This is a genomic window from Xanthomonas sp. CFBP 8152 (assembly GCF_014199025.1).
GTDB classification, from domain to species: domain Bacteria; phylum Pseudomonadota; class Gammaproteobacteria; order Xanthomonadales; family Xanthomonadaceae; genus Xanthomonas; species Xanthomonas arboricola_B.
The window spans coordinates 653,914-669,870 of record NZ_JACHNO010000001.1; the positions used below are offsets into that span (position 1 = coordinate 653,914).

The 15,957-nt window shown below is 65.5% G+C and carries 10 protein-coding genes; 3 read left to right on the plus strand and 7 right to left on the minus strand.

Annotated elements, in window-relative coordinates; genetic code table 11:
• Window positions 1-13: 13 nt before the first annotated feature.
• Window positions 14-1,978, minus strand: a complete 1,965-nt coding sequence (locus FHT09_RS02765) for a glycoside hydrolase family 97 protein (protein ID WP_104604948.1) — start codon at window positions 1,976-1,978, stop codon at window positions 14-16.
• 219 nt (window positions 1,979-2,197) lie between these two features.
• Here FHT09_RS02765 and FHT09_RS02770 point away from each other — a divergent pair, with 219 nt between their 5' ends.
• Complete coding sequence (locus FHT09_RS02770) at window positions 2,198-5,668, plus strand: LamG-like jellyroll fold domain-containing protein (RefSeq protein WP_104604946.1); 3,471 nt, start codon at window positions 2,198-2,200, stop codon at window positions 5,666-5,668.
• Window positions 5,669-5,809: 141 nt separating this feature from the next.
• On the plus strand, window positions 5,810-8,746 hold the full coding sequence (locus tag FHT09_RS02775; RefSeq protein ID WP_104604944.1) for a TonB-dependent receptor: 2,937 nt from the start codon (window positions 5,810-5,812) through the stop codon (window positions 8,744-8,746).
• 237 nt (window positions 8,747-8,983) lie between these two features.
• Here the strand turns inward: FHT09_RS02775 and FHT09_RS02780 are convergent, their stop codons facing one another.
• The 5 genes from FHT09_RS02780 to FHT09_RS02800 form a co-directional block, all read right to left on the minus strand.
• The gene (locus tag FHT09_RS02780) at window positions 8,984-10,036 is read right to left on the minus strand and encodes a LacI family DNA-binding transcriptional regulator (RefSeq protein WP_104604942.1); all 1,053 of its coding nucleotides are present in this window, start codon (window positions 10,034-10,036) and stop codon (window positions 8,984-8,986) included.
• A 187-nt stretch (window positions 10,037-10,223) separates the two neighbouring features.
• Window positions 10,224-11,642 carry a M28 family peptidase gene (locus tag FHT09_RS02785; protein ID WP_104604940.1) on the minus strand — a complete coding sequence of 473 codons (1,419 nt, stop codon included), beginning with the start codon at window positions 11,640-11,642 and terminating at the stop codon, window positions 10,224-10,226.
• A 109-nt stretch (window positions 11,643-11,751) separates the two neighbouring features.
• A complete protein-coding gene (gene mscL / locus FHT09_RS02790; RefSeq protein ID WP_046344017.1) occupies window positions 11,752-12,183 on the minus strand; it encodes a large-conductance mechanosensitive channel protein MscL in 432 nt (143 codons plus the stop codon).
• A 60-nt stretch (window positions 12,184-12,243) separates the two neighbouring features.
• Window positions 12,244-12,957 carry a fumarylacetoacetate hydrolase family protein gene (locus tag FHT09_RS02795; protein WP_016903332.1) on the minus strand — a complete coding sequence of 238 codons (714 nt, stop codon included), beginning with the start codon at window positions 12,955-12,957 and terminating at the stop codon, window positions 12,244-12,246.
• Window positions 12,958-13,173: 216 nt separating this feature from the next.
• A complete protein-coding gene (locus tag FHT09_RS02800; RefSeq protein ID WP_046346044.1) occupies window positions 13,174-13,449 on the minus strand; it encodes a hypothetical protein in 276 nt (91 codons plus the stop codon).
• A gap of 243 nt (window positions 13,450-13,692) precedes the next feature.
• On the opposite strand from FHT09_RS02800, the gene FHT09_RS02805 reads away from it, so the two are divergent.
• A complete protein-coding gene (locus tag FHT09_RS02805; RefSeq protein WP_047127119.1) occupies window positions 13,693-14,034 on the plus strand; it encodes a Rieske (2Fe-2S) protein in 342 nt (113 codons plus the stop codon).
• Window positions 14,035-14,053: 19 nt separating this feature from the next.
• Here FHT09_RS02805 and FHT09_RS02810 read toward each other — a convergent pair whose 3' ends face one another.
• Entirely contained in the window at window positions 14,054-15,916 is a 1,863-nt protein-coding gene (locus FHT09_RS02810; protein WP_046344012.1) for an SLC13 family permease, read from the minus strand.
• Window positions 15,917-15,957: the final 41 nt, after the last annotated feature.

Below are 15,957 nucleotides of genomic sequence, written 5' to 3' on the forward strand. Positions count from 1 at the left end.
CACATGGCTGGTGTTACCTTTTTTGCAGCCGCACGGCGGCACCGCCGTTTGCAGCCAATGGCAGCTGCAAGCTGTCGTTGGAGGTGAGCTTGCGCGTGTCGATGTGCACGTCCGTCGGGGCTGCGCCATCGGCGTAGATGGTAGCGGTCCAGCTGCCCTTGCCCAGGAATGCCAACGGCAAGGTCAGCGTGCGTGCCTGCTCGTTGGTCATCGCGCCTACGTACCAATCCTGGCCGCTGCGCCGCGCCAGCGCGATGTGCTCGCCGATGGCGCCATCCAGTGCGCGCGTCTCATCCCAGCTCGCCGGCACATCGCGCAGGAACTGCGCTGCCGGCACGTTTTCGTACTGCTCCGGGCTGTCGGCGACCACCGCGAACGGGCTTTCGTAGACCACATACATCGCCAGTTGCTGCGCACGCGTGGTCATCACCTGCGGCGCGATGTGCTGCATCTTGAACTCGGCCGGACGCACGTTGCGGAAGCCGCCCGGTGTGTAATCCATCGGCCCGAGCAACATGCGCGTAAACGGCAGCGTGAGGTTGTGGGTGGCGGTGATGCGCGTGGTCCACTTGTTGTACTCGGCGCCGAGGACGCCTTCCTGGGTGAGGTAGTTGGGATAGGTGCGGGTCAGGCCGGTCGGGTGATAGGCGCCATGCAGGTCCACCAGCAGTCTGTGCTCGGCGGCCTTGGCTAGCAGACGGTGATAGAAATCCACCATCTGCTGATCATCGCGGTCCATGAAGTCGACCTTGATGCCCTTGATGCCGAGTTGCTGATACCAGGCGAGTGCTTGGTCCATGTGCGCATCCAGCGCGCGCCAATGCGCCCACAGCCACAGCCCGACATCGCGCTGCCGTGCGTAGGTCACCAGGCCGGGCAGGTCGAGCTGCTCCACCGGCCGGCGGATGTCGGCATCGACGTTGTACTGGCCATCGCCGGTGCTGCCGAAATACCAGCCGTCGTCGATCAGCATGTATTGCAGTTTCAATTGCTGCGCGTGATCGATGTAGCGCTCAATCGTGGCGGTGTTCATGCCCGGCTGCGCCACGCCGCTGGCCAGTGCGCCGGACCACCAATCCCATGCCGATTTGCCGGCGCGCACCCAGCTGGCATCGAAGGCCGGCGGCGGGTTGAGCGCAGAAATCAGATTGGATTCGATCAGGCTGGCCGGGCTGTCACCCAGCATGATCACCCGCCACGGCGTGGCGAAATCGCGGCCTTTGGCATCGAAGCGCACGGCCAGCTTGGGGTTGTCCAGACGTGGCGACAATTTCGCCGACACGCCCAGGCCGCCATCCTCGCGGCCGGTGAGATACAGGCCGGCATAATCGCGCAGGTTCGCCTCGGCAATCGCCAGCGTGGTGCCGCCGGCATCGGTCTGGCACACCAGCGGCAACTCGAGCAGGTTGTGCGGGCGCAATCTGGATGCGGCGATCGCATCGTATTCGCCCTCGTGGCTGGTGCCGAAGCGTCCCAGGTTCAAGCTCCAGCATGCGTAGTCGCTGGGGAATGCAAAGCCGGTGAGTTCATTGCGAATCCGCACCTCGCCGGCGTCGGGCAGCACGTAACGCAGCGCAACACCGTCGTCGTAGGCACGCAGTTCCACGGTCAGGCGGCGTTGCTTCGGGTCTGCCAACTGCACGCGCAGTGCGCGGTAGTGATCGCGCGCCTGGCGCGTCTTGCCCACGGGCAGGGCGAACCGGCTGTCATGCGTTTCGGTCGTGCTGCCCTGCAGCGTCATCGCCTTGCCGAGCGTATTTGCGCGGCCCAGATCCAGTCCGAGCGGGGCATCGTCGAGCACGACTTTGTTGCGATACAGCACGCGATAGGTCGGCACGCCGCCCTCGCGCAGCGAGAATTCCACCTGCGTACGTGCGTCGGGCGACTGCACCTGCAAACGCTGCGCAGCTGCAGGCAGCGCGATCGAACACAGCAGCGCGCACGCCGCCGGTAATGCCGAATGGATCAGGTTTGGCATGAGTCCCTCCTCCTGGAAGCGCCAACCCTAGCGCAGAACGGTTGTCGTCGATATCCACCTGGGGTAACGTTACCTCGCACCATGGCCGCTGAAACAGGGGCGGCAGCCACGGGCGGCATCACGACAGATGCAATGACAGGGCGACGACGCGTCGCTCTGGCGGCTGTGTCGACGCGATGTACACCGTTGCTTGGCAGTAGAGCTTGGGAGAGGCCTCTAATGCTGATGGTTCGCAAGGCGTTCCGCCGTGGAGCGCTATGGCTGTTGTGTGCCTGCATCGCGTGGAGTGCAGTGCAGGCTGCACCCGCAGATGCCGATCCGCCCGGTCCTTACGACGTGCGCGTGCTCGCCGGCGGTGGCGGGCTGAGCAAGAAGCTCGCCGCCGGGACACCGCTGCTGGCCGCCGATGCGGATTGGAGCGTGTCCGGTTGGGTGCGGCCGTCCAGCGGGACCACCGGCCCGGCGTTGATTGCCGGCCTTGGCGATCCGCAGGCGGCCGGCCGTTTCTTCGTCATCGACAACGGCCTGCTGGGCTTTGCCCAGGGCGCCGAGCATGTGCTGCGCAGCAAGCAGCCACTGCGCGCCGGGGTCTGGACGCAGGTCGCCGCGATTGCGCAGGGCACGCGCTTGAGCCTGTATGCCAATGGCCGCCAGGTCGCCAGCGGCAGCGTGCAGCAAAGCGCGGTCGCGCCCACGCTGGTGTTCGGTCCGCGCCAGCAACCGGCGGCGTACACGCAGCATTTCGGCGGCCAGATCGCAGGCTTCACCGCGCAGGCCGGTGCACTGGATGCGGCGGCCATCGCACGGCTTGCCAGACAGACGCCGGATCCTGCGCTGCAGCGCTTCGAAGACGCATCGCCCGGCTGGCCTGTGCAGATCAAACAGATGGCGGGTCAACTCGCACCGCAAGCGGCGGCGACCCTGCCGCGCAGTGCGGCGCCATTCTCGGCGCCGGTCGCCAGGCCGGTGTCGGATGCGCCTGCGTTGCAGGCGCTGGATGCCGCGTCATGGCGGGTCGGCGCATGGCAACTCGCTGCGGCGCCAGAGCTCGGCCAAGCCAGCGGTGCGACGCTGTCGCGCAGCGATGACGCGTCCGGCAAGACCCGCTGGCATGCCGCGACCGTGCCGGGCACGGTGCTCACCACGCTGGTCGATCGTGGCGTGTATCCGGATCCGGATATCGGCCTCAACAACATGGCGATTCCCGAATCGCTGAGCCGGCAGGACTGGTGGTACCGCAGCAGTTTCGATCTGCCTGCAGCGTTGCAAGGCAAGCGACTGGAGCTGCTGTTCAACGGCATCAACTACGCCGGCGAGATCTGGGTCAATGGCACTCAGGTCGGCCGCACCCGCGGCGCATTCGCACGCGGCCGCTTCGATGTCAGCAAGCAGCTCAAGCCGGGCAGGAATGTCATTGCGGTGCGGGTGTCGCCGCCACCGCATCCCGGCATCGCGCACGAACAGTCGATGACGGCAGGCGTCGGCGAAAATGGCGGCATGCAGGCGCTGGACGGGCCGGCCTTCATCGCCAGCGAGGGCTGGGACTGGATTCCGGCGGTGCGCGATCGCAATGCCGGTCTGTGGCAGGACGTGCAACTGCATGCGACGGGTCCGGTGGCACTCGGCGACACGCAGGTCGTCACCGCACGGCTGGCACCCGATCACCGCCGCGCGGAACTCGAAATCAACGTGCCGCTGCGTAACGACACCGTCGCAGCGGTGCGGGGCACATTGCAGCTGGCCTTCGGTGATGTGCGCATCCGGCGCGAGGTCAACGTGCCGGCCGGTGGCAGCACGCTCAAGCTCACCGCCGCCGATACGCCGCAGCTGGTCATTACCAATCCGCGCCTGTGGTGGCCCAACGGCTATGGCGAGCCGGCGCTGTACACCTTGCAGGCCAGCGTCGAGGTGGCCGGTGCGCCATCGGATGCGCAGCAGCTGCGCTTTGGCATTCGTCAGGTGACCTACGAACTGTCGTTGTTCGACGACGATGGCGCGTTGCGCCGCGTCTTGGTCGATCTCAATCAGGCCCGGCAACGCGGCGAGCGCATCGTCGACGTGCGGCATGCGGCGATCCGGCCGGTAGCGGGCGGCAATGCACAATCGTTGTATCCCGGCGCGTTGTCTTCGCCGGCCGTGCAGCAGCTCGACGACACCAGTCTGGCCCCGCATCTGGCGCTGCGCATCAACGGTGTGCGCATTGCGGTGAAGGGCGGCAACTGGGGCATGGACGACTGGCGCAAGCGGGTCTCGCGCGAGCGGCTGGAGCCCTACTTCCGCCTGCAGCGCGATGCGCATTTCAATGTGGTGCGCAACTGGGTGGGACAGAACACCGAAGCCAGCTTCTTCGAGCTGGCCGACGAGTACGGCATGCTGGTGTTCAACGACTTCTGGCAGTCCACCCAGAACTACAACATGGAGCCGGCCGACGCGGCGCTGTTCCTGGACAATGCCGCCGAGGTGATCAAGCGCTTCCGCAATCATCCTTCCATCGTGCTGTGGTTCGGGCGCAACGAAGGCGTGCCGGCGCCGATCCTCAACGAGGGCCTGGACACCCTGGTTGCCGAACTCGATGGCACGCGCTGGTACACCGGCAGTTCCAACGAGATCAATCTGCAGGTCAGCGGCCCGTACAACTACCGCGAGCCGGTGGCGTACTTCAATAAACTGGCGCAGGGCTTTTCGGTGGAAGTGGGCACGCCTTCGTTCTCCACCCTGGAGTCGTTCAAGGCTTCGGTACCGGCGGTGCAGGACCAGTGGCCGATCGGCGATGCCTGGGCGTACCACGACTGGCACCAGTCCGGTAATGGCGACACTGCCAGTTTCATGCGCTCGCTGACCGACAAGCTCGGTGCGCCGACCAGCCTGGCCGACTTCGAACGCAAGGCGCAGCTGCTCAACTACGAAACGCATCGCGCCATCTTCGAAGGTTTCAACGCGCAGCTGTGGAGCAAAAACAGCGGGCGGCTGCTATGGATGAGCCACCCGGCCTGGCCCAGCAACATGTGGCAGATCTACAGCCACGACTACGATACCCATGCGGCCTACTACGGTGTACGCAACGCGGCAGAGATGCTGCATGTGCAGATGAACCTGCCCGGGCACGAGGTGGTGGTGGTCAACAACGCGGCCGAGCCGGTGAGCGGCCTGCGTGTACGCGCGGACGTCTATGCTGCGGACGGGAGGCTGCTGCAGCAGCGCGAGCAGGCGCTGGAGGCTGCGGCGGTTTCGGTCTCGGCACCGGTGCTGCAACTGGCGCCGTTGCTCAAGGAGACCAATGGCCTGGGCTTTGTGCGGCTGCAATTGCTCGATCGTAATGCGGCCGTGCGTTCGCGCAATTTCTACTGGGTGGCGCGCGATGCGGCCGCGATGCGCGGCCTGGATGCGCTGGCGGCAGTGCCGGTGCAGCTCAGCACGCAGCTGCAGGAGGGTGCGGAACCGGTGCTGCGCGCCAGCGTGCGCAATGCCTCGCAACAGGTTGTGCTCAACACCAAGCTGACCCTGGTGGACGCGCAAGGCCAACGCATCCTGCCGGCGTACTACAGCGACAACTACCTCAGCCTGGTGCCGGGCGAGCAGCGCGAGGTCGAGATCCGCGGCCCGTCCGCGGCGAGCTTGCGCAATGCCACGCTGCAGGTGCGCGGCTGGAATGTCGAACCATCAACAGGCGTTGCCAACGGGCTTCCGTAGCGGCGCCAGCGAGCTGCCACGCCGTGCCTGCACACGGCGTCCGCACTGACGCGCCGATTGCGCGTCAGCCAATACCGCATTGCCGTTGCTGCAATGCCATTCGAAACGGTCGTGGATTGTCGTCATCCCTGGGAGGGGACCATGAACAAGCTGCATTCGAACACCCGCCACACCCCACTGGCCGCCGCGCTCGCGGCTGCACTCACCCTGCTTGCCGGCAGCGCAGGCGCACAGGACGCCGGCACCGCCGCCGAAGTCACCGACCTGGACAAGGTCATGGTCAAGGGCGTGCGCGGCGCGCAGGCCGAGGCCATCGAGAACAAGCGCACCGCCGCGCAAATCATCGACTCGATCTCTGCCGAAGACATCGGCAAGTTGCCCGATGTCACCATCACCGATTCGCTGCAACGCGTGCCCGGCGTGCAGATCCGACGTTCGGCCGGCGAGGGCTCGCAACTTAATATCCGCGGCATGCCGCAGGTGCAGACCACCATGAACGGCGAGTTGTACCTGAGCGCCGGTGGCGGCGACCAATACGGCCAGCCGAACATCGGCCGCGCGCAGCCGGATTTCGTCGACATCCCACCGACGCTGTTCAGCGGCGTGGACGTGATCAAATCGCCGACCGCCGCCGATCTGGATGGCGGCATCAGCGGTACCGTCTCGCTGAAGACGCGGCGCCCGTTCGATTTGCCTGAAGGCTGGACCTTCAGCGGCCAGGCCGAAGGCTCCTACGGCGACCGCGTGCAGGAACTCAACGAGCTGTACTCGGGCCTGGCCAGCTTCCGCACCGAGCGCTGGGGCGCGTTGCTGGCCGTGTCATACTCCGATGCCACGCTGGAGAACAAGCATCCCAGCGTATATTCCAATGGCGCGCAGAAATCCACCGAGCAGAATGTGGGCTTCGATTTCAACGGCGACGGGCGCATCGGCAGCAACACCGACCCCAGCAATCTGCCGCGCGATTATTTCTACAACTGGGTCGCCACCGAACTGGATAACCGCAGCACTGATCGCCAGCGCACCGGCATCAACGGCTCGTTCCAGTTCAACATCAACGATTCGTGGACGGTGTTGGCCGATGCGGCCTACACCAAGCTCGAAGACCAGGACACCTCGGTCGCCGCGCAGCTGCACACCGGTTGGGCCACCAACCAGTTGCAGCCCGGGTCGGTGGTTGATTCCAACGGCGTGCTGGAATACGGCCAATTCCGCTACAACCGCTTTCAGGCCCACTCGATGGCCGGCGTTGCCGACTCGGACGCGCTCAACACCAATCTGGAGCTGCGCTTCGATGATGGCGGCCCCTTGCGTGCCTCGCTGCGCTGGGTGCATGGCGATGCACAGCGCACCTACGACGAAGCGCGTGCCGATGCGGTGGTGACGCGTGGCGATCAGATTACGCGCGCCGGCGGCGTCACGCAGTGGGCGAACGCCAACGGCTTGCCGACAGTGGATGCCGCGGTGGATTTCCGCGGCACCTATCCGGCAATCGACCTCGGTACCGACGTGTCCAACCCGGACAACTGGCAGCTGATGTCGACCTGGGCGCAGGGCAACAAGATCGAGGCGACGATGGACGCGTTCCGCGCCGATGGCACCTTCGAGTTCGACGAGGGCGTGGTACGCGGCTTCCAGTTCGGCATCCGTTACGGCGAGCGCGAGGTCAAGCTGGACACCTATCGCTATCTGTCGCCGGTGTCGACCAGCTGCGCCGACCCGAACCGCTCGCTGTATTACTTCAAGGATCCGCTGATCGTGGACACCTGCAGCGGCGTCTCCGAAGCGCGCCTGCTGCCGTTCAATTCGATTCCCGGTTACTGGGCGTATTTCAACGACTTCGATCCGCTCAAGGTCACCGGCCTGGGCAGCCAGGGCCTGCCGGCGATCAACCCGCAGGTCATGAAGAACCCGGTGGGCTATCTCAACAGCCTGTACCCCGGCAACGTGGCCTACCAGCAGGCCGCCGATTCGTACAAGGTCACCGAGAAGAGCACCGCAGCGTACTTTTTGGCCAACCTGGAAGGCGGTACCGGCAGCGCGGTCCCGTGGACGGCCAACATCGGCGCGCGCATCGTGCAGACCAAGCTGGCGATCGACCAGTACCTGAGCAGCGGCAACGTGTTCATCGGCAACGTCGAATGGAATGGCGTCAGCCCGGCGATCGGTACCAATCGCCTGAACCGCCAATACACCGACGTGCTGCCCACCGCCAACCTGTCGCTGGACATCACCGACGCGCAGAAGCTGCGCTTTGCCTACAACAAGGCCGTGGCGCGCCAGGACCTGCCCGATCTCGGGCGTGGGCTGGTGAGCTTCTATGCGGTCAACGGCACGCCGCCGCGTAACCCTTCCTTGCCCTCGGATGCGGTGTTGTTCCTCAATGGCCGCTCCGGCAATCCGGATCTCGATCCGTATCGCGCCACCAACTACAACGCTTCGTGGGAATGGTATTTCTCCGATGCGTCGTTGGTCAGCGTGGGTGCGTTCCTGATCGATGTGAAGTCGTTCCCCACCACGGTGACCAATATCGAGCTGTTGCCCGACGCCGATGGCGTGGCGCGGCTGGGCGGCCCGGTGGAGCGCATCGTCAACGGCGGTGGCGGCAAGATCAAGGGCTTTGAAGTCGGCTACCAGCAAGCCTTCGACTTCCTGCCCGGCTGGTTGAGCGGCCTCGGTACCAACATCAACTACACCTTCTCCGACGCCGATACCGACAACACCGATATCGAAGGCAACACCTTGCCGATCGGCGACAACTCCAAGCACCAGGCCAACGCAGTGCTGTGGTACCAGAAGGACAAGCTGCAGGCGCGCGTGGCCTACAACTGGCGCAGCAAGCGCTTCAGCCAGGTCAACAGCGGTGCGTGGGGCGACGAGCTGGCGATCTGGAACGACGACGTGGGCTATCTCGATGCGTCCTTCAGCTACGACGTCAACGATCACCTGACCCTGTACGCCCAGGCGACCAATCTGACCGGCGAGAGCGAGCGGCGCTACGCGCAGTGGACCAACCACTACTACGACCAGAACATCTTCGAGCGTCGTTATTACGCCGGCTTGCGTCTGCGTTTCTGATCCGGCCGCACCGTCGTGCGACACGGCGCACCCCCGCGCCGTGTCGCGCATGTTCCGCTGTCGTCACTCTCCAAGCGGTCATTGCGTGTTCTTCCCGTCGCCGTTGATTGCGGCGCTGCAGTACGCCTGACGGCAGCGTCAGGCACCCTCCCATTCGGCCGCATCGTCGGGAAGCGATGCGGCCGTTTTTTTGTGTGTCAGGGCGCAGGCGTCACACGATGCGGATCGACGCACCGCTTACCGCGCCGGCGGAGCCGCCGTCGAGCCGCGCTTGACCACGGTGTACTTCATCACCTGGTGCACGCCCTGCGCGGGATCGCCCCTACGTCGCTGGCGGATCGCATCGGCTAGCAGCGACACCGCCGCGCGGCCCATCGCGGTGACCGGTTGATGCACGGTGGTGAGCTCGGGCCAGATGGTGGTGGCAACCGGGGTGTCGTCGAAGCCGGCGACCGACACGTCCTCGGGCACGCGCAAGCCCAGGCCGTGTGCGACCGCAACGGCCGCAGCCGCCATATCGTCGTTGCTGCAGAACAGGGCGGTAGGCGGTTGGGCCTGTGCGAGCAGGCTGCGCGCGGCGAGCAGGCCGGAGCGATAGGTGAACAGACCGTCTGCCATCAACTCTTCGGCCACAGGCAGGCCGGCAGCCTGCAGGCTGTCGAGATAGCCATTGGCACGCAACGCGCTTGGCGTGTGCTTGGGGTCGCCCTTGATCAAGGCGATGCGGCGATGGCCCAGTTCGATCAGGTGGTCGACGATGGCGCGCGCGGCCTGGTAATCGTCGATGCGCACCGAGCTGATTTGCGCCATCGGTGCGCCGCTCGCCACCGCCACGACCGGGATGCCGCGTGCATCGAGCTCGGCGATGGTCTGGCGCGAATCGCATAACGGTGGCGGCAGGATCACGCCGTCCACGCCGGCCGCCAGCAAACGTTCGGTGGCGGCGCGCTGGCTGCGGATGGCGCCGCATTTTTCCACCAGCACCTGGCTGCCATTGAGGCTGCTCTGCTCGAGCAGGCCGAGCATGAACTGATTGAGATACGCCGCGCTGGGATTGCTGTACAACACCCCGATGCGCAACAGGCCGCTGGTGCGCAACGAACGGCCCGCCAGGTTGGGGCGGTACCCCAATGCCTGGACCGACGCCTCCACGCGCCCACGCATCTCCTTGCCGACATGCGGGTGGCGGTTGATGACGCGCGACGCCGTCATCGGCGAGACGCCGGCGTGCTTGGCGACATCCAGCAAGGTCGCTGCGGTGTTCGCACTGCGTTGGCGCTTGGCCGCCATTGTGTGTGCTCGTCCTGGAGGGGAAGCGAAGGGCGGGGGTGTGCTTGGGCCCGCGGCGTACCAGACATGCCCTGCCGCTGGCAATCGTCACTGCCGATGTCGGGTCTCGGCACAGACAACGCGCACCCTGCGCCCCCTGTGCCGCGCGCACTCAACCGAGGTGCGCCCGCGGCGTCGTCAAATGCAGTTACTCGCTCGGCGGCTGCACGCCCTTCGCGCGGCTGCCGAAATCGCCATCGGCTTCGGCCGCCAGGTACGCAAACACCGTGTAGGCCGCGACATTTTGCGCGAGCGCCTTGGGGTCGATCTTGTCCAACGTGTCGTCGGCGGTATGGTGCAGATCGAAGTAGTCGGTGCCGTCCTGCGCCAGCCATGCCCAGGCGCCACCCTTGGCGGAAATCGGCCCGACGTCCGGGCCAGGGCCGCCCTTGCTCGGCTCATACGCGATGCCCAACGGCGCGAGGACCTCGGCAATCTGTCTGGTCGCTGCGCGCGACTCGTCCGGTGCCGCCGAGCCGGTGTTGAACGCATAGATGCGCCCGGCACCGAAGTCGCTCTCTGCACCGATCTGATGCAGCGCCATGTCCTTGGCGTCCTTGCCGTGCGCGGCCGCATACGCCTTGCCGCCGTACAGGCCCTGCTCCTCGTTGGCGAAGGCCACTACGCGGATGCTGCGCTTGGGCGCCTGCTTGAGTTGGCCGATCAGGTGGCCTGCGGCCATGGTGATCGCCACGCCGGCGCCGTCGTCGATCGCGCCGGTGCCCAGATCCCACGAATCCAGATGCCCGCCGATCACCACCACTTCCTTCGGCTTGCTGCGCCCGGTGATTTCGCCGATGACGTTGTACGAGGTCGCCGTGCCATCCCAGCCGCAATCCAGTGCCAGCCGCACACGCGTGCTGCCCAGCGCGGTCAGGCGCGCAAGCTGGTTGGCATCGGGTACCGACAACGCCGCTGCCGGCACCGGCGTCACGCCTTCATCGAAACGGGTGATGCCGGTATGCGGCACACGGTGCGAGTCGGTGCCGGCCGAGCGCATCACGAAGCCGATCGCACCCTTGCGGATCGCTTCCGACGGGCCTTTGCTGCGCACTGCGCCGCCATTGCCGTAATCCTTGCCGTCGCGCGCCTTGGTCATCTGGTAATCGACGAATGCGATCTTGCCGGCCAGCGAGCCGGCCGGTGCGGCCTGCAGTGCGGCCAGGCTTTCGAAGCGCACCACCTCGCCTTCGACGGTGCCGCCCGGGCTGCCACCCAGTGCGGTGATGTGCAGGGGCTGCGCATGCGCGCCGATCACCGCGGCCTGTTCGCTGCGCCGCTGCCACTTCGGAAAGCTCACCGGCTCGGTCCACACCTTGTCAAAGCCCAGCGACTGGAACTTGGCCTTGGCCCAGGCCACCGCGCGCGGGTCGGCCTCGCCACCGGCAATGCGTGGGCCCACTTCGGTGGTCAACGATTCCACCACCGCAAAGCCGGTGGTGTCGGCCAGGGCCTGCTCGCGCAGCTGCGCGGCGGTGCGCAATGCGCCATCGGCGATGGAGGTCTGTGCGGCAAGTGCGGGCGCGCAGGCGAGGAGGGCAGAGATGGCAACAGCGAGGCGACGCATGCAGGGCGGCTCCAACGACAAGGGGACCCCGAGCTTATCAGCGCGAGGTCCCCCGTCTGCGTGCGAAAGGTCATCCTCCTGCACGAAGTCGCGCAGCGGACGTGTCCGCTTACGGCACGCCAGGTGTCTTGAGCGTGTCGTTCTTCAACGCATCGCGGATCTCGCGCAACAGCAGCACTTCTTCGCTCGGGCCCTTGGGGGCATCAGGCTTGCGGTGGGTCAGGCGGTTGATCAGCTTGACCACCATGAAGATCGCGAAGGCGATGATCACGAACTGCACGACGGTGTTGATGAAATCGCCGTAGCCGATCGCCACCGCCGGAATTTCCTTGCCGGTGGCATCGACGCCGGCTGGCTTGAGCACCCATGCCAGGCGCGAAAAATCCACATTGCCGACGGCCCAGCCGATCGGCGGCATGATGATCTTTTCCACCAGCGCAGTGACGATCTTGCCGAACGCTGCACCGATGACGACACCGACCGCCAGGTCGATGACATTGCCACGCATCGCGAATTGCTTGAATTCGCTGACCATTCCCATAGCGCACTCCAGATGCGGTCGCGGACCAACTGCCGCGGCGTGATCGTAGCGGGCTGGGTGTCAGCCCGCGATGATGCCGTGGCGCTCGGCGACGTTTTCCAGGCGTGCGCTGAACTGATCGCCCGGCAGCAGCGGGCCGACACCGGCCGGCGTGCCCATGAAGATCAGGTCGCCCGCGCGCAATGCGTAGAGCTTGGAGAGCTCATGCAGGATCTCGGGCACGTTCCAGATCATCTGATCCAGCAACGACTGCTGACGTACCTGGCCGTTGACCTCCAGCGACAGGTTCAAGGCTTCCAGCGCGCCTACTTCGCCGGCATGCACCAACTCGCTGATCGGCGCGGAGTGGTCGAATCCCTTGGCGATGTCCCACGGCAGGCCCTTGGCCTTGGCGGCCGCCTGCAGATCGCGTCGGGTCAGGTCCAGGCCCACGCCATAGCCGTAGATCAGCGCTTCTGCCTGCTCCACCGGCAATTCACCGGCCGGCGCATCGCTGCCCAGTGCCACCACCAGCTCCACTTCGTGGTGCAGTTCCCTGGTGCCGGGCGGATAAGGAATGTGGTCGCCATGACCGACCACGATCGCATCGGCAGGCTTCATGAAAAACGTCGGCTGGCCACGCTCTGCCTTGGAGGCTGGCGCAGTGGCGCCCATTTCGCGCGCGTGATCGGCAAAGTTGCGGCCGACGCAGTAGATGCGGTGCACCGGAAAGTTGCCGCCACCAACCACCGGAATGCGCGGAACATCGGCGGCGGGAATCACATCGTGGGTCATGCACGCATCCTTGGGGAACAGGGCACGTGAGTCTAGCCGTTTGGCTGTGCATGACGGAACCGCCGCGCTGCAGCGTGCAGTGCGGCACAACGTCTGGCTGGCAGGTCTGCTATCACGGCTTGCATCGGCGCACGCAAACTCGCGCAGACCGGTCAATACCTGCGCGACTGATTCGGGATTGGATGTTCACCGCGCTGGAGGCGGTGGAATGACGCCTCAGTGCGACAACGGCAGCGCGGGCTTGCGCACCACACGGTACTCGGCCTCGACCACACGTGCCTGCTGCGGCGTGCGACGGTTCGACTTGCTCAACAGCTTCCAGGCGATGCCGCCCAGGATCATCGCCGCGCCCACGAACACGCTGAAGAAGATCAGTACCGCAAGGATGACCAGACCCGCCAGGCCGGCGGCAACCCGCACCAGCGGGTGACGCGGCTTGCGCGGGGCAAACAGATGGTGGAGGTTGCCGAATTGGAAGAGACGTGCAGGCATGGCGGTGGGCTGCCGGGCAGGAAACAGGCAGGCAGTATCGTTGCGGTTGCATGTCATTGAGTGAAAACTTCGTTAAGTTCAGGGTCGTTTTGTTAAATCCATCACATCCGATGTGGTGGGGCACGCCGCCTTACAGGCCCGTAGCAGCGCCCGTGGGCCAGCAACAGCGCGGGCGGTAGCCACCACGTCAGAGCGATGCAGACGCGTGCCACAATCGCAGTCCGTTTTCGCACAGCTGACCGCATGTCCTCGTCATCGTCTACCACGCTTGCCGAACTGGCGCAGATTCCCGATGCCGGATTTCTGGAAGTCGAGGCGGTCTGGGACGGCGGCCCGGAGTCGCTGGTGCTGTATCGCGATGGCGCCCAGGTACGGGCCTGGTTGAACGTCTGCCCGCATGCGGGCCGCCGCCTGGATTGGGCGCCTGGCCAGTTCCTCAAGACCAAGGATGGCCATCTGGTGTGCGCAGCGCACGGCGCAGCGTTCGAGCTAAGTGGCGGCGAATGCATCAGCGGCCCGTGCCGTGGTCAGTCGCTGCTGGCGGTGCCGGTGCGCATCGAGGGCGAGCGGGTGGTGCTTGGGTGACTGCTGAAGGTGGTGCGGCTCAGCGCGCTGCCCACCAGAACATCAGGTTGATCATCGACACCATCACCACGATGTAGATCAGCGACAGCGGTGCGCCCACGCGCCACAGCTCGCGCGGTTGATAGTTGGCCGGGCCGGCTACCATCGAGATCACGGGGTTGGATGCGGTCATCAGATTGTTGGATGCCGACAACGCCACGATCAGTGCGAACGCGGTGGGGTTGCCGTTGGCTGCCAATGCCAGATTGACCGCGATCGGCACCATCACGATGGTGGCGCCGACATGGCTGATCACCAGCGAGAACGCGGTGGTCAGCAGCGCCAGACTGATTTCCAGTGCCCACACCGGAATGCCCTCGGGCAGGCGGTCGATGGTGTGGCCTGCAACCCAGGCCGCAGTGCCGCTGCTGTCCATCGCCCAGCCCAGTGGAATCAGGCCGGCCATCATGAAGATGGTCTTCCAGTTGATCGAGGCGTATGCCTCGTCCATGCGCAGCACGCCGCTGACCAGCATGCAGGCCACGCCAGTCATCAACGTCAGCGCCACCGGCAGCCGCGAGGTCAGCGCGATCAGGATGGTGAAGGCGAAGATCGCCATGGCGATCTTGAACTTGTGCGGGCGCTGCTCGCCCTTGGGGAAGTCGGTCACCGGCACGAAATCGCGGCTTTCCGCTGCCTGCGCCAGATCCTGCCAGATGCTGTGGAACACCAGCATGTCGCCGCCGCGCAGCGCCACATTCCGCACGTCCTCGCGGATCACCTGCTTGTCGCGGTTGATCGCCAGCAGGCTGATGCCGCTCTGCTTGCGCAGACGCAACTCGGCGGCGGTCTTGCCGATCAGCCGCGAGTTGGGCGGAATCAACGCTTCGGAAATGCCGGCCAGGCTGGGATTGAACAGGTCGCCCAGGTTGCGCAGGCGCGAGGACATGCGCAGGAACTGGTTCTGCGCAAAGTCGGCCACTTCCTGGCGCGGGCCCATCGCGCCGAGCACGCTGCCGACCCAGATGCGCATGTCGGCAGGCGGCGCCAGGCGGGTGTCGTTGCCGGTCTTCAGGGCCAGCAACAACGGCGCGTCGTGCAGCGCTTCGGCTTCGCCCAGGGTCATGCCAACCAGCGGGCTTTCGGCGCTGACGGTGAGCTCGAATACATCGCCGTCGATGCCATAAGTCTTGGCGAAATAGCTCTCGGTGCGTGAGGGCGTGACGCCTTCGTTGATCAGGCGCTCTTCTTCGATCAGCTTGCGGTCGCCGTAGAAACGGAAATACAGCAGTGCGGCGATCAGCAGGGCCACGCCGATCGGCAGCGGCGCGAACATCGTCAACGGCTCGATGCTGGCCATGCCCGAAGGTAGGTTGTTGTTGGCGGAAACCAATAGATCGTTGAGCAGGATCAACGGCGAATTGCCCACCATGGTCAGCGCGCCACCCATCACGATGGCCGCGGCGATCGGCAGCAGCATGCGTTGCAAGGTCAGCCCGGTGCGCGCAGCCAGACGCGAGGCGACCGGCAGGTACAAGGCCATCACCGACGGGTTCTGCATGAAGGACGAATTCAGGCCGGAGATGGCCAGCGTCATCATCATCAAGCGTTGTTCGCTGCCGTGCGAGCGCCGCAGCAACCAGGTCGCCAGCCGATTCAACGCACCGGTGCGCTCCAGCCCCGCACCGAGGATGGTGGTGGCGATGATGCTCATCACCGCGTTACCGGAAAAGCCACCGAACAGTTCTTCCGGCGCCACCAGCCCGGTGACGCCCAGCACCACCAGCACGATCAACGCCACCACGTCGGCGCGGATGCGCTCGAACAAAAACATCGCCATCGTGAAACCGACCAGCCCGAGGACGAGCTTCATATCGTTGGTCAGTGTCAGCGCGGTGTCCATCGGGTGCCGGGAATGGGGAGTCGGGAATGGAGAATGGTGAA